The 23,644-nt window shown below is 42.9% G+C and carries 19 protein-coding genes; 14 read left to right on the top strand and 5 right to left on the bottom strand.

The features are described 5' to 3' along the window. Positions 1–257 precede the first annotated feature (257 nt). The 5 genes from pilQ to pilM are packed head-to-tail and all read right to left on the bottom strand — an operon-like array spanning position 258 to position 5,459. A complete protein-coding gene (gene pilQ / locus BGI33_RS01770) occupies positions 258–2,438 on the bottom strand; it encodes a type IV pilus secretin PilQ (protein ID WP_100089679.1) in 2,181 nt (726 codons plus the stop codon). Positions 2,439–2,474: 36 nt separating this feature from the next. Next, positions 2,475–3,011 (bottom strand): pilus assembly protein PilP, encoded by a 537-nt coding sequence (locus tag BGI33_RS01765; protein ID WP_100089678.1) that lies wholly within the window; start codon positions 3,009–3,011, stop codon positions 2,475–2,477. Positions 3,012–3,065: 54 nt separating this feature from the next. Beyond that, positions 3,066–3,728 (bottom strand): type 4a pilus biogenesis protein PilO, encoded by a 663-nt coding sequence (locus BGI33_RS01760; RefSeq protein ID WP_100089677.1) that lies wholly within the window; start codon positions 3,726–3,728, stop codon positions 3,066–3,068. Positions 3,729–3,742: 14 nt separating this feature from the next. After that, positions 3,743–4,411, bottom strand: a complete 669-nt coding sequence (locus BGI33_RS01755) for a PilN domain-containing protein (protein ID WP_100089676.1) — start codon at positions 4,409–4,411, stop codon at positions 3,743–3,745. Between the two features lies 1 nt (position 4,412). Further along, on the bottom strand, positions 4,413–5,459 hold the full coding sequence (gene pilM, locus BGI33_RS01750; protein WP_180297075.1) for a type IV pilus biogenesis protein PilM: 1,047 nt from the start codon (positions 5,457–5,459) through the stop codon (positions 4,413–4,415). A 180-nt stretch (positions 5,460–5,639) separates the two neighbouring features. Here pilM and BGI33_RS01745 point away from each other — a divergent pair, with 180 nt between their 5' ends. The 14 genes from BGI33_RS01745 to BGI33_RS13340 all read left to right on the top strand — a co-directional run bounded on the left by BGI33_RS01745 (position 5,640) and on the right by BGI33_RS13340 (position 23,543). Beyond that, positions 5,640–7,985, top strand: a complete 2,346-nt coding sequence (locus BGI33_RS01745; protein ID WP_100089674.1) for a penicillin-binding protein 1A — start codon at positions 5,640–5,642, stop codon at positions 7,983–7,985. Positions 7,986–8,302: 317 nt separating this feature from the next. Continuing rightward, positions 8,303–9,235 (top strand): polyphosphate kinase 2, encoded by a 933-nt coding sequence (gene ppk2, locus BGI33_RS01740; protein WP_100089673.1) that lies wholly within the window; start codon positions 8,303–8,305, stop codon positions 9,233–9,235. A gap of 162 nt (positions 9,236–9,397) precedes the next feature. Beyond that, positions 9,398–10,657 (top strand): glutamate-5-semialdehyde dehydrogenase, encoded by a 1,260-nt coding sequence (locus BGI33_RS01735; RefSeq protein WP_100089672.1) that lies wholly within the window; start codon positions 9,398–9,400, stop codon positions 10,655–10,657. A 238-nt stretch (positions 10,658–10,895) separates the two neighbouring features. Continuing rightward, complete coding sequence (gene htpX / locus BGI33_RS01730; RefSeq protein ID WP_100089671.1) at positions 10,896–11,750, top strand: protease HtpX; 855 nt, start codon at positions 10,896–10,898, stop codon at positions 11,748–11,750. A 1,192-nt stretch (positions 11,751–12,942) separates the two neighbouring features. Further along, complete coding sequence (locus BGI33_RS01720; RefSeq protein WP_100089670.1) at positions 12,943–14,130, top strand: acetylornithine/succinyldiaminopimelate transaminase; 1,188 nt, start codon at positions 12,943–12,945, stop codon at positions 14,128–14,130. A gap of 2 nt (positions 14,131–14,132) precedes the next feature. Then, positions 14,133–14,867: an SIR2 family NAD-dependent protein deacylase gene (locus tag BGI33_RS01715; protein WP_100089669.1), complete on the top strand. Its 735-nt coding sequence runs from the start codon at positions 14,133–14,135 to the stop codon at positions 14,865–14,867. Between the two features lie 66 nt (positions 14,868–14,933). After that, on the top strand, positions 14,934–15,866 hold the full coding sequence (hemC, locus tag BGI33_RS01710; RefSeq protein ID WP_100089668.1) for a hydroxymethylbilane synthase: 933 nt from the start codon (positions 14,934–14,936) through the stop codon (positions 15,864–15,866). After that, the gene (locus tag BGI33_RS01705) at positions 15,863–16,594 is read left to right on the top strand and encodes a uroporphyrinogen-III synthase (protein ID WP_100089667.1); all 732 of its coding nucleotides are present in this window, start codon (positions 15,863–15,865) and stop codon (positions 16,592–16,594) included. Before hemC ends, BGI33_RS01705 begins: the two co-directional genes overlap by 4 nt. A 52-nt stretch (positions 16,595–16,646) precedes the next feature. Next, positions 16,647–18,035 (top strand): uroporphyrinogen-III C-methyltransferase, encoded by a 1,389-nt coding sequence (locus BGI33_RS01700; RefSeq protein WP_100089666.1) that lies wholly within the window; start codon positions 16,647–16,649, stop codon positions 18,033–18,035. Next, positions 18,032–19,231, top strand: coding sequence for a heme biosynthesis HemY N-terminal domain-containing protein (locus tag BGI33_RS01695; protein ID WP_100089665.1), 1,200 nt, complete (start codon positions 18,032–18,034; stop codon positions 19,229–19,231). Before BGI33_RS01700 ends, BGI33_RS01695 begins: the two co-directional genes overlap by 4 nt. Positions 19,232–19,296: 65 nt before the next feature. Next, positions 19,297–20,361, top strand: a complete 1,065-nt coding sequence (hemE, locus tag BGI33_RS01690; protein ID WP_100089664.1) for a uroporphyrinogen decarboxylase — start codon at positions 19,297–19,299, stop codon at positions 20,359–20,361. 206 nt (positions 20,362–20,567) lie between these two features. Further along, positions 20,568–22,061 carry a cardiolipin synthase gene (gene cls / locus BGI33_RS01685; protein ID WP_100089663.1) on the top strand — a complete coding sequence of 498 codons (1,494 nt, stop codon included), beginning with the start codon at positions 20,568–20,570 and terminating at the stop codon, positions 22,059–22,061. Between the two features lie 352 nt (positions 22,062–22,413). Next, positions 22,414–23,340: a TonB-dependent receptor plug domain-containing protein gene (locus BGI33_RS01680; protein WP_218965098.1), complete on the top strand. Its 927-nt coding sequence runs from the start codon at positions 22,414–22,416 to the stop codon at positions 23,338–23,340. Positions 23,341–23,372: 32 nt separating this feature from the next. Continuing rightward, positions 23,373–23,543: a hypothetical protein gene (locus BGI33_RS13340; protein ID WP_218965097.1), complete on the top strand. Its 171-nt coding sequence runs from the start codon at positions 23,373–23,375 to the stop codon at positions 23,541–23,543. Positions 23,544–23,644: the final 101 nt, after the last annotated feature.

Here is a 23,644-nt window from a genome sequence, read left to right as displayed (position 1 = left end):
TGATGAATAGTGCTAAATTTAAAAATATAAAATAAATAAGTATGCCTTTATTAACTTGCAGAGTTTCTATGATGGATGACTCATTAATTAACAAAAGAATGTTTCTATGTATTTTGAGCTATTAAAATATGATATGGGGCTTTGCTGATTTGATATTTTAAAGACCAGCATAATCTAAAACTCAAAATTTATTTATTGTTTAAATAAGAAAAGCCAGTCTGTTTTACTGACTGGCTGAATTAATCTACTGTTCTACCTCAATATTTTAGGGGAGTATTAGTGGATTCAACAATCCGTGGCGTAATGAAAACCAGTACTTCATTACGTTGTTGAGTTTTTTTTCTGTGTTTGAATAAATTACCAACACCTGGAATATCACCTAATAAAGGTACTTTATCTATAGTGTTTCCATTATTTTCATTATAAATACCACCAATAATTAATGTACCACCATTTTCTATCATGGTTTGGGTATCAACAGTTCGTTTTTGCATACAAATATCACTAGTCAGCGGTACATCAGGTGCAACATTTGAACAGGAGATCGGTTTATCATTTTGTACCTTCAATGTCATAATGATATTGCCATCTGGAGTAATTTGTGGTGTAACCTTTAATCCCAAAATAGCATCTTTAAAGCTGATAGAGGTGGCTCCGCTAGAAGTTGATTCCTGATAGGGCACTTCATAACCAGATTCAATTTTGGCCTCTTTGCGATCCTGAGTTAATACTCTCGGTGAAGAAATAATTTTGGTTTTACCTTCAGTTTGTGCAGCTGAAAGTTCAAGGAACAATGCACCTGAAGCAAAATTATGTACCCAAGACACGATGGAAGTTGGATTAATTACACCAAGATTAACATTTGGTGAATCAAATTTAACCGATGCCTCGCCAGTACTAGTATTCCAACTCTTCTCTGTAATATGTCCACCAATTATATTTTTACCTGTAAGTCTGGAGTAACCAAATTTGGTTCCTAATTCACGTGCAAAACTATCGGTAGTTTCTACAATTCGCGCTTCTATCAATACCTGTTGGGAGGGAACATCAACTTGTGCTACCAGTTTCTCAAATTTTTTAATGACACTACCAAGATCGGTAATAATTAGGGTATTAGTTGCAGGATCCAGTAATGCACTACCTCGAGGACTTAAAATACTATGTTCTGGATCCGAACTTGTTCCATCCTCCGAAAGATTAAGAATTTTCCTGAACTCTTCTACACTCCGGTATTTTAGCTGGAAAGTTTGGGAAAGTAGTGCTCCTAAATCATCGATTTTCTTTTGCTGTTCAAGAGTGGCAGTATCACGGGACAGTAATTCATCACGTGGAGCAACATTAATTACGTTACCATTACGCCGCATATCCAGATTGCGTGATTCCATCACCAGATTTAACGCCTGATCCCAGGGAACATCTTTTAATGAAATAGTCATTTTCCCCTGAACGCTGTCGCTGGCGACAATATTCATACCAGATTCTTTTGCCAGAATTTGTAGAATGGTACGAACATCAATGTCTTGAAAGTCTAAAGAAACGCGTTTACCTTTAAAAGATTTATTGGTATTTTTTAAACCTTCGCTGTCTAATTCAAACTTGCGTGATACTTCTACAATCAGATTATTGCCACTTTTAATCTGATTGTATTCCCAGCTACCCTGCATCTGGATATTAATTTCAGTATCATTACCTATCCTGTGCAAACGAATAGTGCGTACCGGTGTACTAAAATCAGTAACATCAAGATTGCGTTGCTGTTCAGTTAATAAAGGTACATTTTTATAGGTTAAAGTCAGGCTGGACGGATTGCGTTTAATTACAGGTTGGACTTTGCCATTTAGCCCAATAATGGAAACTACGGCATTACCATTTTTACCCTTTTGAAAATCTACATTAACCGGAACAGCGGTATTATATGTATTGCTATCTGCGCTTACCGACTGACGGCTGACTACCTGTTCTGTAATATTGCTGCTTGCCGGATAGGATGGTGCATTCAATACAGGTTTAGTGTTAACAAGCGGAGTCTGTTTGCTGTTAACTTTATTTTTTGCTGGAAGTGATTCTTGTACGTATACCCAGACTTCGTTACCTTTAATTGCGGCATTATATTGACCTGCTTTTGCTAAAGACAGCATAACGCGTGTGCGACCCGAAGTCTGACCAGCTTTAATTTGCTGCAAGACCGAGTCATTAAATTTCAGCAGATTTTGTGGTACTGCTAATCCGGTACTGGCAAAATCCAGTGCAATTCGTGCTGGATTCTCGGTAGTAAAACCCCGTGGTAGGGCAGGATCTTTATCAAACTGGATTTTAATCAGGCGTTGTTGCTTCTGCAGAGCACCAACTTTAATAGCGGTAATATTACCCGCCAGTAGACTCTGACTCAGTAAACCCAGACCCAGAGTGGATAAAATAGATATGGTTTTAATTTTCATATTGATACCTTCTTAATTTTAAATGGGTTACTTTTTTCAGTTCCGGCTGGATGTTTTTGCAGAAGTGCTGTCTGCCGCCTGTAATGGTAAGCTGGCACGTCGGCTTGACCAGTTACTATATGAATCTTCAACTAATTCTGAAATAACGATTTCATCTGGTGTTATTGCTGTTATATGTCCGTAATTCTGTCCCAGATAATTACCCAGTTTAACAGTATATACATGTCCATCTACAGCAATGAATGCTGAGGGTGCTTTGCCTGCAGCTTTAATCAGGCCGACATAATGCAACTCATTCAAAGAATAATTTTCCAGAATCTGTCTGGGACGGTTTAAGTCAGGGGCATTGGTTCCTTGTAATCCGGCTTTTAAACGTGCAGGATCAAAGATATTCATTTGTGGCAGCGCCGGAGGATTATAATTGGGCTGAATATTTATTTCAGTTTGTTTTGATTTAATAGGTTTGGATTTTGCTTGCTGACTGGTATTTTGCATCCATTCGTGCAGATCTTCATTGGCTGCCGAACATGCACCTAATGTCAGAATACAAAGGCAGAGTAGATATTTATTCATGTTTAATCCATTGCTTATCTATTTTAAAGTACCGTGATTACAGAGAACGTAAACTTATCTTTTTTTATCATTAGTTTGTGTTTTGATTTCTGCATCGGTTAACGCTTTGTAAGTATTGGCAACTGCTTTTAAGGTAAGCGTATTATCTTTATCATTACGTTTCAGAACAATGGCGTTTAAGGTGACAATACGTGATAATTTTCCCACATCACGCATAAACTGACTGATCTGATTGTAATTACCGGTTAGGGTAATATTGTAGGGTAATGTCTGAATAACCTGCTGCTCAGCGTTATTATCTGTTTGATTTCCTGAATTTCCTGAATAAGTATTTTGTGCTTGTGCAGGTGTCACACTATCCATATTCAATCCATTTTTGGTTGCACATTCGTGCAACTCCTGAATCAGATTAGGAATTTCTGCCTGTGTTGGCAGCTGCTTCAATAATAAATGAAATGAACCATTTATGCTATCTAGTTCCGCTTTCAGTGCATCCAGATGGGTTGCCTGTTGACTTTTTTCTGTGTAAGTTTGTTTCAGTGTTTCCTCTTCCTGTTTCAGTTGGCTCAATTGTCCATTTTGGCCACTATAAACAAAGAAATAGGCCAGAACCAGAATAACAACAATAATGCCTCCGGCCATACCCAGTTGTACAGGTTTGCCTTGTTGGTGTAGGGAGTTTAAATCTATTGCTTTGAGGTCAATGTTTTTTGCCATATTCAGCTACTCCTTCAATTTGATGCTGCTGATGCACCAGATGTAACCTGATTCTGTGGTTTTTCTGTTGCCTGATTTTGTTCTGCAAGTGTTGCATTTGAACTAATGGCTTGATTAGTTTCTATCATGTCTTCCTGCTGGCCAATATTGCTATTCAAACGTACGCGGATGCTGAATTCTTGTGTATTATTAACCCGCTTAATATTTAACAATTCAGGTGTACTAAAAAGTTTACCTGGTAGTGCGCTCATAAATGCAGCAGTTTTGGCATCACTGAATGCTTTGCCATTAATTGTGTAAGTATTGGCATCCTGAGCTTCGATGCTGGTTACATATAATCCCATAGGCGCTACAGCATCCAGTGTATCCAGTATACGGGCTGCTTCAAAACGTTTATTAGATAGTTCCGCAACTTTTTCCTGTCGCGCCATAAAGTTTTTTCGCTCCTCTCGCAGTTTGGCAATCTCGCTAATCTCTGCATCCAGTTTGCTTATACCATTTTTTAAAACCTGATTGCGGCTTTCCTGACTGCTTACTCGACCATCAAAAGCCATATAGCCCAGAAACGCCAGTCCGAGACCAATTATGGCTGCTCCTGCCAATAGAGTCTGAAACTGCTTCTTTTGTTTGGCCTGTAATGCTTCACGATAAGGTAACAGGTTAATTTTCAATAAAGGTAACATCTTATAATCCTCTTACAGCCAGCCCAAAGGCAATGGTTAATAAGCTACTGTCCTGTTGTAATTTTGCCTGTTCGATATTATTACCAGGTTGTGCTAACAGTATGGGGTTAATCTGTTGTGCAGGGATGCGGGTTTGCTGTCTGATACTGTCAGTGAAACCATTGGTTCCGTTGTTGCCATAACTAAAAATCAGAATTTCCTCAATTTCGTTTTCTTGAATGGCAGAAGTAAAGTAAAACTGTAAAACCCGCTGAATTTCCTGAATAAACTGTTGCTGAAATGGCTGTGCTACGGCTGAGTTGTAATCTTCAGGCTTGGACGGGCTATAGAGCATGTCCCAGGCTTCTTCTTCAGTTAGTTGATAGCTGCGTCGTATAGACTGCATCAAATGATCATAGCCAAGATTAATTTCCTGTTTGTATAGTAGCTTGCCATGACGCATGATAATTGCCTGCGTTTCCCTGTAATCAATATTGAATACAGCAATACATTTATCGGCCAGGTCTGGTTGTCTGATATTGATCCACGTAATGGCACTGTTTATTACTGCCAGTAAATCGACATCCATTTGAGTGGGTGTGATTCCTGCATCACTGTAAGCATCCATCAGGATATTGACATCATCCCGTTTGCTGTTGACCAGTAGCAGATTTTCCTTGCCCCGATCAGTGGTAATAACGCTCTGGTAATCATAACTGACGTCATCAAGAGAGTCATATTGACTTAGTTCAGCCATAACCTGTTCTTCTTCGGTATACTCTGTATCCTCATCCCGATCAAGGAACTGAATGGAAGCCTGTTTTTGAGAAATGGCTACGGTAATGTTGCGGCAATTGCTTTGTAGTTTATGTTTTGCCTGTTGTAAATGAGCAACAAGTTCTTCATGGTTTTCGATGTTGCCATTACCAACTATGTTTTTTGGCAGAGGGACAACAACGTATTTTTCGAGACGAAATTGATTTAAACTGCGTGCACTCAATAGCACCATGTTAATGCTTTTATCAGTAATACTGATACCAAGACACTGTCCCGAGGAAGTTGTGGCCACCTTCTTATTCTTTGAATTTATTTTGAAATTATTCAGTTTCATGAAAGGGCTTTCTGTCTGTTTATCAAATAAATGTTACGTGCTTTAAAAATTGCCGTTGTGCATTGTTAACTAAATGAAGAACAAAGTTTACTTTATTTTGAATATGTTTCGCAGCCTTTAAATGAAAATTAGTTGATTATGATTAGAAAATTATTACTATCTACCGTAGGTCTGTTGGTCGGACTGGGACTTTTTGCTGCAGGTCTGGTGGCAATTGCGATTTTGGCTACCTATCCTAAATTGCCGTCTTTAGAGGCTGTGACACATTATCAACCCAAGATGCCGCTAACAATCTATTCTGCTGATGGGAAGCTAATGGGGCAGTTTGGGGAAGAACGACGTGCTTTTACCCGGATCAATGACTTTCCTCAGGTGCTCAAAGACGCAGTAGTGGCCGCTGAAGATAAACGTTTTTATGAGCATGGTGGAGTTGATTTTATTGGTATTACCCGCGCATTGATTTCTAATATGACTGGCGGCGTACAGTCAGGTGCCAGTACGATTACCCAGCAGGTAGCGCGTAATTTTTATCTCACTAATGAGCGCACATATACACGTAAATTTAATGAGGCTCTTCTTGCCTACAAGATTGAGCAGAAATTAACTAAAGATCAGATTCTTGAGCTTTATTTTAATCAGATTTATCTAGGTCAGCGTGCCTATGGCTTTGCGGCCGCATCTCTGGCGTATTTTAATAAACCGGTGCAAAGACTGGATTTGGCAGAGGCAGCGATTCTGGCAGGCTTACCCAAAGCACCATCCACTTTTAATCCTGTTGTAAATCCGCAACGAGCTAAAATGCGTCAACGCTATATCCTGAATAATATGGTTGAATTGGGCAAGATTACTCCTGCTCAGGCTGAAGCGGCCTTTGCTGAACCTCTACAGTATGTACATTATCAGCAAGCTATCGACCAGAACGCTCTGTATGTCGCAGAATTGGTACGTCAGCAGATGTATGAAAAATATGGTGATGCTGCCTATACTCAGGGTTTTCGGGTTTATACCACAGTTAATTCACAGGATCAGGCCGTAGCTACACAGGCATTGCGTAAAGTACTGACTAATTTTGATAAGAGTTCGGTTTATCGCGGAGCAGAAGGTTTTTTTGATCTGAGTAAGATTCCGGATGATATCCGTGATGAGCAGATAGAACAGTATCTGGCTAATCGTTCAGCCGTGGATGGTATGTTGCCAGCTGTCGTGACTGCACTGGATTCAAATTCTATAGTGGTATACATAGCCGGTGTGGGCGAAAGTCGTATTGGCGGCAATAGCTATAACTGGATTAAACGTGCCATTGGTAATGCTAAATGGGGAGAAGCTTCTATCCGTATTGGTTCAGTGGTGCATGTGCGCAGTGATGGTAAGAGTTTTCGTGTTGTGCAGCAGCCGGAATTGCAAGGTGCAATTGTTGCTCTGGATGCACAAACTGGTGCAGTAAGAGCACTGGTTGGTGGTTATGATTATTATCGGCGCAGTTTTAATCGTGCTACTCAGGCCAAGCGTCAGCCAGGCTCTTCTTTTAAACCATTTATTTATTCTGCAGCTATTGCAAAGGGCTTTACTCCTGCAACCATGGTAAATGATGCTCCGATAGTATTGCCTGGGCTAGGGGCTGGAGGGCGTGCCTGGACTCCTAAAAACTCGGATGGACGTTATGCCGGGTTTATTACGCTGCGTCAGGCATTAACAGCATCCAAGAATATGGTTTCAATCCGTATATTGATGGCAATGGGCGTTGATTATGCTAGACAGTATGTGCAACATTTCGGTTTTCGTTCAGATCAGATTCCGAACAGTTTATCCATGGCACTGGGTAGTGGTCAGGTAACGCCCATGCAGATGGCGGAAGGTTTTGCTATTTTCGCCAATGGCGGTTTTAAAGTTTCCAATTATGTGATTGACCGAGTTTATGATAGTCGTGGTAATTTACGCGCCCAGATGCAGCCACTAGTGGCCAATCAGAATGCGCCGCTGGCTATTGATCCGCGTAATGCATATATTTTATATCACATGATGAAGGATGTGGTTAATCATGGTACTGCTTATGGCGCTCGTGCACTGGGACGAAGTGATATTGCGGGTAAAACGGGCACAACCAATGATAATAAGGATGCATGGTTTGTGGGTTTTAATCCGAATGTGGTCAGTGCAGTATATATTGGTTTTGACCGCCCTCGCAGCATGGGACGTTCGGCCTTTGGTGGTACTATTGCTTTACCTGTGTGGCTGGATTATATGCGCTATGCATTGAAGGGCAAGCCGATTGTTAATACCCCGGTTCCAGCTGGTATTGTGCAGAAATCTGGTGAATATTTTCTTAAAGAATATCAGACAACCAATCCTGATTTGCCGCTGGATAATCGAGCAGATGGCCCGGTAACGTCCAGAACAAATGATAACGAGGGTGCTGATGATGCTGGTGAAATACCAATTGCTCCGCAGTCTGGCAATAATGGCCAGTTAGACTCACTGTTTTAGCAATCAGCATACTTATGACCTTTTGCAGCGGGTAATCAGTTTTGATTACCCGTTTTTAATGGTGTATATAGACAGGATGTTGATGTATGTATGGATAAGTTGTATTTCTGTGTAAATGGCGACAATAGCAGGTAATCAGGTTGGTGGTTACCTAAAGAAGTTATGCAGATATATCAATAACTCAATAGATTATTTGAATAATGACAGATTATTTGGTAAGTAAATGCGACATTGAGTTACAATACTTACACGGATTATCACTTTTCTTAAAAAAGAAAATTTTTGGTTTACTTGGAGCCAGAGAGGAAAGGAGTAATATGAGTGAGCAGCAATTGCAATCCGGCCAGTCTAATGAAGCCAATGACCAGGATAAAGATACCAAATTAAATGTTTTTGAAAAAAGTGTGCTGGAGTATCAGGGTAAACACTCGGATGAAGATTCCTCTACAGCGCCTTTGCCAGCAAGCTATCCTTACCGGACACGTATGCGACGTGCAACCTATGAACGTGAAAAAGCCAGATTGCAAATTGAATTATTGAAAGTGCAAAACTGGGTTAAGCAGTCTGGCCAGAAGATTGTGTGTTTGTTTGAAGGTCGGGATGCTGCCGGTAAGGGTGGAACAATCAAGCGCTTCATGGAACATCTTAATCCACGTGGTGCTCGGGTAGTGGCTCTGGAAAAACCTACCGAGACAGAAAAAGGTCAGTGGTATTTTCAGCGCTATATTGAACGTTTACCTACCAGTGGAGAGATGGTGTTCTTTGATCGTTCCTGGTACAACCGTGCTGGTGTGGAACGGGTGATGGGCTTTTGTCAGCCTCATGAATACTTACAATTTATGCGCCAGACGCCAGAATTGGAACGGATGCTGGTAAATAGTGGTATTTATTTGTTTAAGTTCTGGTTTTCGGTTTCAAGAGAAGAGCAGTTGCGCCGGTTTATTTCTCGACGTGACGATCCGTTAAAACACTGGAAACTTTCGCCTGTTGATATTCAGTCTCTGGATCGTTGGGATGATTATACCGCAGCCAAAAACGATATGTTTTTTCATACGCATACCGGTGATGCGCCGTGGACAGTAATTAAGTCTGATGATAAAAAACGTGCTCGCCTCAATTGTATTCGTCATTTTCTGACCGAACTTGATTATCCGGGTAAGGATATTAATGCGATAGGTGCAGTAGATAATCTGATTGTACTAAAGCCGCAGACTCAGTTTAAAGATTCAACAGATACACATATTGATTAGTTTTGCCGCTGTTTTGCTGCTCTATTAAGCGTAATAATGTTTACGTATAATTCGGCTTTCAGGGTATATGCAAGGGTTGTTGTAGTTGGGTAAATGTGTCCTGTGTGATTTTATATGAGAATAAGAATGATTTTTGCGTTGTTTTCTGGAAAGTAAATTCGCATGGTATTAACCAAATATATTACTGAAACGGCCAAAGCAGCCAAAGAAGCTTATTTTTCTTTAACTACTGTTTCTGCTGCACAAAAAAATTTGGCTTTGTCTTTTATTGCGGAGGATTTGGCTGCACAGCAAGAAGTAATTCTTGCTGCCAATGAAATTGATATGAAATTGGCACGTCAGCAGGGGCTGGATGCTGCGTTGCTGGATCGGTTGCAACTTACCGAGCGCAGTATTGAGGCCATGATCGATGGCGTGCATCAGGTTGTCGCACTTGCTGATCCTGTGGGTGAGATGGATGAGTTTCGTACTCTGCCCAGTGGTATTACGCTTGGTAAAATGCGTGTACCGTTAGGTGTTATTGGCATGATTTATGAATCGCGACCAAATGTTACTCTGGATGCTGCAATTCTATGCCTGAAATCTGGTAATAGTTGTATTTTACGTGGAGGAAGCGAAGCGATTAACAGTAATCGCGCAATTGCTGCTGTTATTACAGCCTCACTTAAAAAGGCAGAATTACCGGAAGCTGCTGTCAATCTGCTTACCGAAACAGATCGAGCTGGTGTGGATGTTTTAGTGAATTTGCCTGAGTATATAGATGTGATTATTCCCCGTGGTGGTAAAGGACTGGTCCAGCGGGTGAATGAAAAGGCCCGTGTACCAGTTATTAAGCATCTGGACGGGGTATGTCACGTTTATATTGATGTCTCTGCTGCAACAGAAATGGCGATTGATATTGCTGTAAATGCCAAAACTTCACGTTATGGTACTTGCAATACCATGGAAACTTTGTTGGTTCATGCCAGTCGTGCAGCAGAATTATTGCCTTTGCTGCAGCAAGAGTATGCTGAAAAAAATGTTGAGTTACGTGGCTGTGTGCATACTCAGCGAATTTTGGCTGATAAAGTTATCCCGGCAAGCGAAGCTGACTGGTCAACCGAATATCTGGCGCCGATTCTGTCTATTAAAGTTGTGACTGATGTTAATGAGGCCATCAATCATATCAATCACTATGGCAGCCATCACACTGATACTATTGTTACCAATGATTTGTCCCATGCACAATTGTTTTTACGTGCTGTAGATTCAGCCAGTGTAATGGTTAATGCGTCTACCCGCTTTGCAGATGGGTATGAGTATGGTCTGGGTGCTGAGATTGGTATTTCTACTGATAAAATTCATGTGCGTGGTCCCGTAGGCTTACATGGGCTAACCAGTCAGAAATGGATTGTTCTGGGCCATGGAGAAGTGCGTCTCTGATACTTATCTGTTTTTGCTGTTATAATATTATAAAGACATATATAAATTGGTTGAAATGGTTTAGATGTCATAATTCGGATGATTAAATTCGATACCCTGATCGTTTTTATATAATACTTTTATGGGAATTCTGTTTTTGATTTTCACCAACCAGTTTGATGAAAAACTGATTATTAATGTTTTAGTATGTCACTAATATTGTGCTGATTAAATTTTGCAGAAATTAAAAGGGCATAATGTGAAACGCATTGTATTGTTTATTGCTACCAATTTTGCAGTTGTCATTGTCATTAATGTTGTTCTGAATATTCTCTGTGCGCTTTTGGGGATTAATGTCTATGGTAATGGTACCAGTAGTCTGTTATTGCTGGCCGCTGTAGTTGGCTTTACCGGTTCTTTTATTTCTCTGATCATGTCTAAAACACAGGCGCTCAGGTCGGTTAATGGTCAAATAATTGGTCAGCCACAAACGGCAGCAGAGGCATGGCTGTTAAATACTGTTGCCAATCTGGCCAGTCAGTGGAATATTACTATGCCGGAAGTAGCTATTTATGATTCGCCTGAACCTAATGCGTTTGCTACTGGTGCCACACGTAATAGTTCGCTGGTTGCTGTCAGTACTGGCCTATTGCACGGTATGTCGCAGGATGAAGTAGAAGCGGTACTGGCACATGAAATGGCACATATTGGCAATGGTGATATGGTGACAATGACGCTGTTACAGGGTGTGGTGAATACCTTTGTTTTTTTCTGGGCTCGTCGTATTGCAGAGGCTACAGCCAGAAATGATGAGGGTGAGGTGTCGCAGAATACTTACTTTATGGTGAGTATGATTTTACAGATAGTCTTTGGTTTTCTGGCGAGTTTGATTGTGATGTGGTTTAGCCGCCAGCGTGAATATCGTGCAGATGCTGGCGCAGCCCGTCTGGTGGGGGCGCCGAAAATGATTGCGGCTTTACAGCGTTTGAAAGGTGAAACAAGTCATTTGCCGGCTGATATGTCAGCTTTGGGAATTGCCAGTGAGGCTGCTGATCCTCTTTTTAGTACCCATCCCTCTCTGGACAACCGGATTAATCGTTTGCGTCAGATGTAATTTGCTTGCTCTATGGACTAGTATATCCCGTAACAGACCAGTAACCAGTTTACTCTCTCTCATAGGAAGAGGGAGTAAACATGATAAATCCAGCCTTTTATGTAGCAAGAGAAACGGATTTCTGTGATCATTCAAGCTTAGAGTGGCCAGGCTGGGCAGACCTCATGTGACGCTAAAGCGCATTACCCTGCGGGTTATGTTCATGAATATTTATTTGGCTTGCAGAAAAATATTTAATGGCGTATTTCAACAGTAATCTATCTGCGGCTTTTTCACGGCTTGCGTCATTAACAAACAGCATGTTGATGTGATTTTCATCAATGCCCAAAAAACATAAATTATTTTCGCTTCATCATGGGCTATTATCACTTTAATATTGGATAAAGAGGCGTTGAGCAATAATGGGTACAGTACTGTAATATCGCTTTCCAGTAACAAATGGTGAATAGCGTAAACAGATGATTTCCATATTGCAGTGAGGTATTTAAACTGTATGGTACAGCGGTTTCTATTTTCGTAATGTGTTTTCTTGGGGTAATGCTTATCAAGCAAATAAATTTCTGTGGCCTGTTTTTATACGCCTTGGCCTTTTCTTGCAAGAGAGAAAACCAGTTGAGCAAATTTGCCATGGCGAGTCAGTATAAGTACATATTCTGAGGCTGTACTTTGGTTCGGTATAATGAATTTGTGGTAATAATTTGAATAATGCGGATGTATTTGAGTGCTGTTGAAGTTTAGGTATTAAGTTAAATACAGTGTAAGTGTTAATATGCTGTGATGAATGGATTTTTCTTATTGTATACATATGATTATGCGATATTTTTATAAATATTTGAAATAAATTATAATATTTATATTGCATAGTAGAAATAGGGATCAGGAGAAATGTGCACTATCATTCAGTGCTTGTGCTTGATTTGTTTCTTAATGTTAAGTAATCTGATTTTAAGTTACCAAATAGATGAGTTATGGTTTTATGTGTATTAACTAAATTCTATAGTAAGCTTGTGATTGCTAATCCTACTTCAATTGCTACAGTCTTTTTGGATATAGAGTACCTAATTGTGCAATGGTTTCCATTTTGATTTATCAGGTTTATGATATAACTAAATATCAAGGTCTTAATGTCTGTTGATTATTGTAATTTTATGCTATTGATAAATAATGTTTGTATAGATAAATAGAGAGAAAGATGCATAATTATCTAACACCTAATTTTAATTTTGCGCCCGTGCTTCCTGAGCATGCGCTGGGCAGCAGAGTCTGGGATGAGAATGGGCAGGAATACATTGATTTGGCTGGAGGTATTGCAGTTAATGCGTTGGGTCATTGCCATCCGGTATTAATTGAAGCGCTTACAGCGCAAGCGCATAAGCTGTGGCATATTTCCAATATTTATACCACTCAACCAGCTCAGGATTTGGCGCAGCGCCTGGTAAAGCATACGTTTGCAGAGCAGGTGTTTTTTTGTAATTCTGGAGCTGAGGCAAATGAAGCTGCATTTAAGCTGGCTCGCAAATATGCACGCGATCATTTCTCGGGCGTTGATAAACATGAGATTATAGCCTGTGTTAATGGTTTTCATGGGCGCACGCTGTTTACTGTTTCGGTTGGGGGGCAGCCAAAATATAGTGATGACTTTGCACCGTTACCAGGAGGGATTCGGCATATTCCGTTTAATGATGTTGCCGCTATTGAAGCTGCGGTTAGTGATAAAACCTGTGCAGTTGTCATTGAACCGATACAGGGAGAAAGTGGTGTATTGCCGGTAACCGCAGAGTTTTTACAGGCAGCCAGAAAGGCCTGTGACCGACATCAGGCACTACTGATTTTTGATGAAGTGCAGACTGGTATGGGGCGTACCGGAAAATTATTTGCACATCAGCACTATGATGTGCAGCCGGATATTGTTTCCAGCGCTAAAGCACTGGGTTGTGGTATTCCGATAGGTGCCATGCTTACTACCGCCAAGGTTGGATGCAGTTTTACGCCCGGCAGTCACGGAAGCACATTCGGTGGTAATCCGCTTGCGTGTGCTGTTGGTTGCGCTGCTTTTGATATTATCAATACACCGGAAACCATGCAGAATGTGCAGCAGCAGGGAGAAAAATTGCAGGCTGGATTGCAGGAATTAGGTGCAACAACGGGTGTGTTTTCTCAGGTGAGGGGACAGGGGCTGTTGCTTGGCTGTGTGATGTCTGAGGCCTATAGCGGGCGGGCGGCACAGTTAATGCAATTAGCATTGCAACATGGCTTGCTGGTTTTGGTTGCTGGTAACGATGTGTTGCGTCTGGCTCCAAGTCTGTTATTGACTGATGCTGATTTACAGGCCGGGCTACAACGGTTAAAAGCAGCAATTACCGCTTTTGTGCATATTTAAACATGTCTATTTCTTCAACCAGGCAACGGGTAGTTGTTTTAACAGGTTCTGGCATTAGCGCTGAAAGTGGTTTACAGACTTTTCGTAATCATGGTGGTTTGTGGGATGGGGAGCGGGTAGACGATGTGGCCACGCCTGAGGCCTTTGCCCGCAACCCTTTACGAGTGCTGGATTTTTATAATCGTTTACGGCACCAGTTGCAAAATGTTCAACCCAATGCTGCCCATCTTGCTTTAAGGCATCTGGAAAGTGGCTATGATGTAAATATTATTACTCAAAATGTAGATGATTTGCACGAGCGGGCTGGAAGTAGTCATGTGCTGCATTTACATGGTGAGCTATTAAAAGCCAGAAGCAGTGTCGATGAGAATTATATTGTAGACTGTTTTTCTGATCAGACCATGGCGGATGTTGACGTCAGTGGATTCCTGATGCGGCCGCATATAGTCTGGTTTGGTGAGGCAGTTCCCATGATTGAGCCGGCAATACAATTGATGCGTGCTGCTGATATAGCGATAATCATCGGCACTTCTTTACAGGTTTATCCAGCAGCTGGTTTAGTGCAGTATATTCCGCCCGAGACAGAAACTTTTCTGATTGATCCACAGCCGTATGAAGGTTTGCAAAATGTACAGTTTATTCGTGCATCAGCGCAGGCTGGTGTGAGTAGTCTGGTTCGTGAATTATTGCGGCGTCCTGAGGCACATTCTTTGTCCAGCCTGGATAGGGTTGATTAAAATCTGTACTTTCTCTAGTTAGTGCTAAAATTTCAGCTCTGATTTTCTTGATTCTTGTGTATCAGTATGACAAAAAAAAATTTAGTCATTGCCAGTCGTGAAAGTGCTCTGGCTATGTGGCAGGCACGTTATGTGCAGCAATGTCTTCAAACGGTGTACCCTGATTTATCTGTTGATATTCGGGGTATGACGACCCAGGGCGACCAGATATTGCATCAGTCTTTATCAAAAATAGGTGGTAAGGGGCTGTTTATCAAAGAGCTTGAATTGGCTTTGCAGCAGGAAACTGCTGATATTGCAGTTCATTCTCTGAAAGATGTACCTATGCAACTACCGGAAGGCTTTGTACTGGCAGCTATAACAAAGCGTGCTAATCCGCTGGATGCTTTTGTTTCTCATCAATATGCCAGCCTGGCTGACTTGCCGGCTGCAGCGATAGTGGGTACTTCCAGCCTGCGTCGTGAAGCGCAGATTCGGTTGCGATATCCGCATTTGCAGGTAAAGCCTTTGCGCGGGAATGTACAGACGCGTCTGGATAAACTGGATAGACAGGAGTATGCGGCAATTATTCTGGCAGCAGCCGGCCTCGAGCGGCTGGGGTTAGATGAGCGTATCCGAAATATATTACCGTCTGATTTATTGTTGCCGGCTGTCGGGCAGGGCGCATTAGCAATTGAAGTTGCAGCCCATCGCCAGGATTTACTGGAGCTGCTACAACCACTTCATCATCCTGTTACAGCTGCTTGTGTTACTGCAGAACGTTCTATGGCAAAGGTTTTGGGGGGTAGCTGTCAGGTTCCTCTGGCTGCATATTGTATTGAAAAGTTTGGCATGCTTGAGTTGCGTGGTCTGGTTGCTTCTGTTGATGGCACAACTGTGCTGCGTGCCAGTGCACAGGCCAGCATGGAAGAGGCGGAGCTGCTTGGTTTAAAAGTGGCTCAGCAGTTAGCCCAGCAGGGCGCACAACAGCTGATTAATGCCGTATTATCTGGCCGATGAATGCTCAACCCTGTCTGGCACTAATGCGCCCGCGATTGGCTGCGACTGCTGATATAGACTGTTGTATCCGCGCTGGCTGGATACCGCTATTGCTTGAATATCAGCAATTGCAACCACGGTCAGCAGTTTTACAACAGTTAGTTTTGCAAAGTCTGGTTCAGAATGTTGTTCTCTGGGTTAGTCCCAGTGCTGTGCATATTGCGGCCAAATATGTTTCTCAGTCAGAAAAATTACTGCATGTGGCGGTAGGGGCATCTACAGCCAGAACATTAGCTGCTTATGGATTCAAGCGAATTTTAAATCCCAGTGACGGACATGATAGTGAGGCAGTTTTACGTTTACCTTTGTGGCAGCAGCAAAAAGGTAAGCTACTGCTGATTCGTGGTGTTGGTGGACGTGATTTAATCATTAATCAATTGCATCAGCAGGGCTGGCAGATTGAGGTCGCTGAGGTGTACCAGCGCCAGCCACAGCCAGTTGATTGGTCAGTATTAACACAACAGGCACAGCAGGGAAGTTTGAAGGCGGTTTATATGACGACAACCGCAGCTGTGCAGGCATGGTTTACGCAGTTGCCGCCAGATTTGTACGCAGTTAGCAAAAGCTTGTTATACTTAGTTCACCATCCGCGCACAGCAACTGCGTTAACAGAGTATGGTGTCTCGACACTACTGGTATCGGATTTATGCCGTGGATTGGAACTTTTGCGTTCTCACAGCACGCTTTGATAGTGACGCAGGAGTGTTGTTTATCCCAATTATTATGTAGGGAGTATACCGAATGAGTGAACAACAAGATGCACAGTCTAGCCAGCTTCCTGAACAGGGGAAGCAGCCATTACTGGTGAATAAACAGGGTGAGGTTAGTGCACCTCCAGAATCGGCTACTTCTGCGGCTGCTGAAAGTACAGGAAAAGATAAAGATACCGCACATCAAACTACGGATTTTCAAAAAAACAACACAGGATCAGGCATGTCTGCACCCAATGTACCTAGCCAGTCAACTTCTGTAAAACAGCAACATTCCGGTTCGGGTAAAGGGATTGCGCTGGGGGCTCTGGTATTATCTTTGCTGGCATTAGGAGCCAGTGGCTTTTTATTTGTTGAAGGCCAGAACCAGCTTAAAACCCAACAACTGCAATTTGATCATAAAATCGATAATGCTGGTATTGATGCCAGTAAAACTGCGGCTACCGTAGAAACAGGCCTGGCACGCATTGATGGATTGAGTCGACAGTTGCAGGAGCTGCAATCGCAGCAGAAAACTCAGGGTGAGAATGTTGACCGTCTTACCCGTGCCTATCAGGAGCTGGTGAAAAGCCGCACAGATTGGCTGGTTGATGAAATTGAAGCTACGCTTAATCTGGCCTCGCAGCAGTTATTGATTTCTGGCAATGTGCCGGTAGCCGTAAATGTACTCGAAAATCTGGATAACCGTTTATCACGTTTTGATCAGCCACAATTATTGCCAATCAAAAAAGCCATCAGCAGTGACTTGGAAAACCTGAAAAACCGTCCATATCTGGACACGGCCAGTGCTTCTTTACGCCTGAATCGTCTGGAATCAGCCGTTGCCGGCTTGCCTTTGGTCGTAGATGGTCAGTTAAAGCCAGGTGCTGCCCCGGCTACTGCAACAATTAATCCGAATGCTTCATGGTGGCAACGTACCTGGCAAACTACTATGCACTCTCTGCGCGGCATGGTAGAAGTACGTCATATCAATCATAATGATTCGATGCTGATGTCACCAGAGCAGATATATTTTGTGCGTGAAAATCTGCGCCTGCGTTTACTCGATGCTCGTATTGCTCTTATTCAGCGTCGTGGTGAAGTGTATGTGGCTGATCTGAACGGCGCCGAAGCGACAGTAAAACAGTATTTCGATGGTAGCTCAGTGGCAACACAATCCTGGTTGAAAGAGCTGGTGCAATTAAAAATGCTTAATGTGCAAACCAATCAGGACAGTAATCTGTCTGCCAGTCTGGCTGCTGTACGTGAATATCAGAATCAGTCTGGAATGGATATGTCTACAGCGCTGCCGGATTTAAGTGCTTCTGCTGCCAGCAGTGCTTCTGCTCCAGCAGCTTTACATTCTGAAAGGCCGGTCAGTCTGGAAAACAGTAATAATGTGTCCGCAGCCTCTTCCGAGCAGGGAGAACATACATTATGAGATCTTTGTTATGGTTGATTGTTCTGTTCATTGTTGCGGTTGCTGTAGTACTGGGTGCGAAGTATTACAGTGGTGATGTATACATTGTGGTTGAGCAGACTCTGGTACGCATTAATTTGCAGCTTTTTATTGGTATTGTTCTGTTAGCTGTGGTGCTGTTGAATATTCTGTTACGCATCGTGATGGGTTTTGTGCATTTACCCGGACACTGGCAGCATTGGCGCATTAATCATCAGCGTCATCAGGTTGAAACAGCATTGAATCATGCTGGTCTGGCTTATTTTGAAGGGCGATTCCAGTTTGCTGCTCGAGAGGCAGAACGGGTGTTACGCAACAAGCAGGGGCAGCACAGCCGTGCCTTGGCATTATTATTGGCTGCGCACAGTGCAGATCAGATGGATGACATTACAACCCGTGACCGGTATTTGAATGATGTTGCCAAACTGCCGCAAAAACAGCAGCTATCCCGCTATCTGCTGCTGGCACAATCTGCATTGGCACAACACAATGATCAACAGGCAAAAAATGCTTTGGACGCCGCCGCTAAAATCAACCCGAATTTAACCCGGCTGGTTAAGCTGCAATTACGTTATGACTGGGAACAGCGTAATGCACAGGGAGTATTGCAGCAGGTTGACAAATTAATCCGTGCAGGTGCTTTAAGTGACAGTGAACAGCTACACTACCGCTGCTGGGCTTATCGGCAGTTATTGACAGAGGCCAAAGACTCGGCTGAACTGAAAAACAGCCTCAGGTTAATACCGGTAGATGAGCAGGAAAGCACACTTAGTGTGGATATTGTGGAAAAATATCTTCAGCTGGGCATGTATACTCAGGCATTGAAGTGGGTAAAAAAATATTATCCGCGTACTCATGATGCAGCATTGCTACCTGCTTTTAATCAGGCTAACCAGTATTTAAGCGGCAAAGAGCAACAAAAGAATATGGTTACGGCGGATAAATGGTTGCAACAGCATCCGCAAGACTCGGATTTGTTATTATTGATGGGTGAATTGAGCTACCAGCAGCAATTGTGGGGTAAGGCTAAAAGCTATCTGGAAGCCAGTTTACAATCACGCAATAATAATGTGACCAGATTGCTGCTGGCCAAGGTGCTGGAGCAGTCTGGCCAGAGCGAAGCTGCCGAGCAGCAACGCAACCAGATATTGGCTACCATCAGTGATGATGAGTTGTAATCTTTAGTTTAGTTTTGATTTAACAGGCAGTTAGTGCTTAATGTGCTAGCTGCCTGAGGTTAATTATGGCAGTTTTACATAACGATACATTTTTACGTGCCTTACTGAAACAACCGGTAGACTATACACCGGTATGGCTGATGCGGCAGGCAGGGCGTTATTTACCGGAATATCGAGCAACACGGGCAAAGGCTGGCAGCTTTCTGGCATTATGCCATAATCCTGAACTGGCTACAGAAGTTACCTTGCAGCCTCTGGAGCGCTTTACGCTAGATGCTGCCATTCTGTTTTCCGATATTCTGACTGTACCAGATGCCATGGGGTTGGGGTTGCACTTTGTTGAAGGTGAGGGACCAAAATTTACCCATCCGCTACAGCATGAACAGGATGTGGCACGTTTACAGGTGCCTGATATGAGCCGTTTGCGCTATGTGTTTGATGCAGTGCGTAGTATTCGGCTGGCGTTGAATGGGCGTGTGCCACTGATTGGTTTTTCCGGTAGTCCGTTTACTTTGGCCTGTTACATGGTTGAAGGCGGGGGTAGCCGGGATTTTCGTTTATTGAAAACCATGTTGTATCAACGCCCGCAATTGTTACATCGGATACTGGATATTAATGCGCAGACAGTAACTGCCTACCTGAATGAACAGATTGCTGCGGGTGCTCAGGCTGTACAGATTTTTGACACTTGGGGCGGTGTTCTCAGTGATGCTGCATTTCAGGAATTTGATTTATTCTATCTGCAACAAGTAGTGTCTGGTTTACAGCGTGAGGCAGATGGACGGCGAATACCTGTGATTGTATTTACTAAGGGCGGCGGGCAATGGCTGGAACAACTGGCTGCACTAGACGTCGATGCTTTGGGTGTGGACTGGACAGTTAATTTGTATCAGGCTCGCCATCAGGTAGGGCAGCGGGTAGCCTTGCAGGGTAATTTGGATCCGCTGGCATTATTTGGTAATTCAGAAAGTATTGAATGTGAAATTAAGCGTTTGCTGGCTGGTTATGGCGCAGGCAGTGGGCATGTATTTAATCTCGGACATGGTATTAATCAGTTTACTGATCCGGAAATGGTGAAGTTTGCAGTAGATGCAGTGCATCGTTTGTCAGTTGAATACCATCAAAACTAATTGCTGCTATATTGGCAAACGAATGACCAGTTAAAACAGATAATTCAGGCGAGTACAGCCTATTATTACGGCAGGCACAGGATATATTTTCTGTACCTGCCAGAATTTTTTGTCTGACCGGTATTGCAATTGTTTTTTCAGATTATCTACCTATCTCTTTATAATTTACCGTATCTGATGGTTTCAGAAACAACAGGTTGGCTTATATGTTACATAATATACCGTGGGCAGAAATGATTGTTGTGTTACACGTGGCGGTGGTAACCGTGCTGGTGGTACGGGTGTTGTACCACCAGCGTAATACGGGTGTATCTGTTGCGTGGATTTTGATGTTGATGGCTTTTCCTCTAGTTGGTGCCGTGGGCTATTTATTGATCGGGGAACCAAGGCTGGGTTCGCGTCGTTTGCGCCGGCAGCATGAGCTGGTGAAGTTCTATCAGGGATTTAGTGAAACTTATCTGCATGATTTTAACCAGCATGCCTGTAGTGGCCTGAATGCACGCTATCATGGTATCAGCCTGATTGCAGCTGATAAAACTGGCTTTGAAGCGACGGAATACAATCATCTAACCCTGATCACCAATGATGAGGAAATTATTGCTGCTATCCGCCATGATATTCAGCAGGCTAAAACCAGCTGTCTGCTGGCATTTTATATTGTTGATCCTCAGGGTGAAATTGTTGCATTACTCAACGATGCCATGGCAGCAGCACAACGCGGTGTGGTAACCAGTATGTTGGTCGACAGTATTGGCAGTGCCAGATTCTGGCGCAGTGACTGGCCGCAGCGTTTACGCAGTGCTGGTATTACCCTGACTGAAGCTTTACCTATTCAGCTCTGGCGTACTTTGTTTGTGCGGGCAGATTTGCGTAATCATCGCAAAATTGCGGTGATAGATCAGAAAATTGGCTACACCGGTAGTTTTAATCTGGTGGATCCGCGCTTTTTCAAAAAGAATGCCGGTGTCGGACAATGGGTAGATGTCATGATGCGTTGTGAGGGTAGTTTGGTACAGCCGCTGGCAGCGGTATTTGCCGGTGATATGGCGGTAGAGACTGAATCCAATCTGATGCAGGTGCAGCAATGGGTGGATAGCTATGGTAAACAGGCGCTTATGCATAATTTACAGGTTGCCCAGCAGGAACAGAATGGCATCGTGGTGCAAGTTATTCCGTCTGCGCCGGAACAGGGCAGCCCGGTTATTTATGACACAATTGTCAATGCCATTCATGCCGCCACGCGCCGGATTATCATTACTACGCCTTATTTTGTTCCAGATGATGCTTTGCTGCTGGCTCTGACTACAGCGGCTACCCGTGGTGTCGATGTTACGCTGATTGTACCGGAAGCAGTTGATTCCAAACTAGTGAAATATGCTTCACGTGCGTATTACCCGATGTTATTACAGGCCGGAGTCAAAATCGCTCTGTTTAAGGGCGGGTTGTTACATGCCAAAACCTTAACTGTGGATAGCGATTACACCCTGTTTGGTACCGTAAACATGGATATGCGCAGCTTTTATCTGAATATGGAAATTAGTCTGGCGATTTATGATGAAGGTATGACTGAGTCAGTGGTCGCATTACAGAACGGCTATCTGCGTGACTGTGAATTTATTGAACTCAAGGCATGGCAGGCGCGTTCAAAATGGTGGGGGCTGGTGGAAAATACAGTGCGCCTGTTTGGCCCATTGTTGTAGGACTGGATAAAGTTATAAAGATGCTGTCTGGTTGATAACCGGCAGCATTTTTTATTGTCTGATAATCGTGTTGGGTTCTGTGTTAATGGATATGTTTTCAGACGGTAATGTTTACGTTCAGCAGCAAAAAATTGCTTATATTGTCGGGTTTATATTTTTATGCATAAAATTGATAAATGACTGATTTTATGTGTGATACAGAATATACTGATGTTACGGTAAATATTCATAAGAGCAATTGGTTTGCCTAAGTTGTTGTTCCGGAGATTCTATATTAATTTTCTCAGTGCCTAACACTATGATTCGCACCCATCTTAAGATTTTAGTTTTATCACTGGCAATACTGCCAGCCATGGCTTATGCCGAAGATAAAGATGAAGCTCGTCTGCCGGATATTGAAGTGGAAGCCTTGCGTACTAATACAGTATGGCTGGATACAGCAGCATCTGTTTATACCGTGAATGCGAAAAAACTGGCAAATACGTCAAAAACCAATATTTCTGATGCTTTGAAAGGCATTCCCGGTTTGCAGGCTTTAGAGCGGGAAAACTACGCTCAGGATATGCAGATTTCCATGCGCGGTTTTGGCGCCCGTTCAACGTTTGGGGTGAGAGGAATTCGGATTTACGTTGATGGTATTCCGGCATCAATGCCGGACGGGCAGGGACAAACTTCTAATATTGATTTGAATTCGCTAGAGAAAATAGAAGTGCTTGGTGGGCCGTTTTCTTCATTATATGGTAATTCTTCAGGCGGAACTATTCTGGCGACTACGCGAGAAGGGGAGGGCAAGCCTAGTGTGAGTCTGGGTTTTAATTCCGCCCGTTTTGCTAAACAGCAAACTTCATTGCAGATGCAAGGTGGCAGCGATACAGCATGGTTACCAGCATATAACATCAATTCCAGTTATTTTGATACCAATGGTTATCGGCAATACAGTGATGCACGCAAAGTGCTGAACAATGCCAAATTTACCTGGAATCTGAATGATGGCAGTACCCTGAACTGGATTATAAATCAAGTGCGTATCCGGGCCGCAGACCCAGGCGGACTTACGCGCGAGCAATGGCAGGAGAATCCGCGCCAGGTAGCTCAGAATGTTAGGGATTATAATATGCGCAAGGAAATTGATCAGAGCCAAACCGGCTTTACCTGGGATAAGCCTGTTAATGAACATAACAGTCTGTATGTCATGATGTATGCTGGCCGACGCCATGTGGTGCAATACCAGTCTATTCCGGCCAAAGCGAGGCAGCACCTAAACATGCAGGAGGGGTAATTGATTTTACCCGTTATTATTATGGAGCCGATGTGCGCTGGCTGAATAAAAATACATTGCCAAACCTGACACTGATTGGCGGTGTAGCATTTGACCGTGAAAATGAAGACCGCCAGGGTTACAATAATTTTAATGGTACTTATCTGGGTGTGAAAGGCAAACTACGACGTAATGAAAACTGTACTAGCTTAAACTTAATCTGACAGACACTACCTACTCATCGGCATTCGTTCTAACACAATGACTGTCTGATGAGTAAAATAAATTCTCTAGCTGCTTTTCTTTAGCCAGTCCTTTTGTCTCT

The sequence above is a fragment of the Snodgrassella alvi genome (genome assembly GCF_002777425.1).
GTDB lineage: Bacteria > Pseudomonadota > Gammaproteobacteria > Burkholderiales > Neisseriaceae > Snodgrassella > Snodgrassella alvi_B.
The sequence above is the reverse complement of the archived record's forward strand: the minus strand, read 5'-3'. Positions and strand labels throughout refer to the sequence as shown.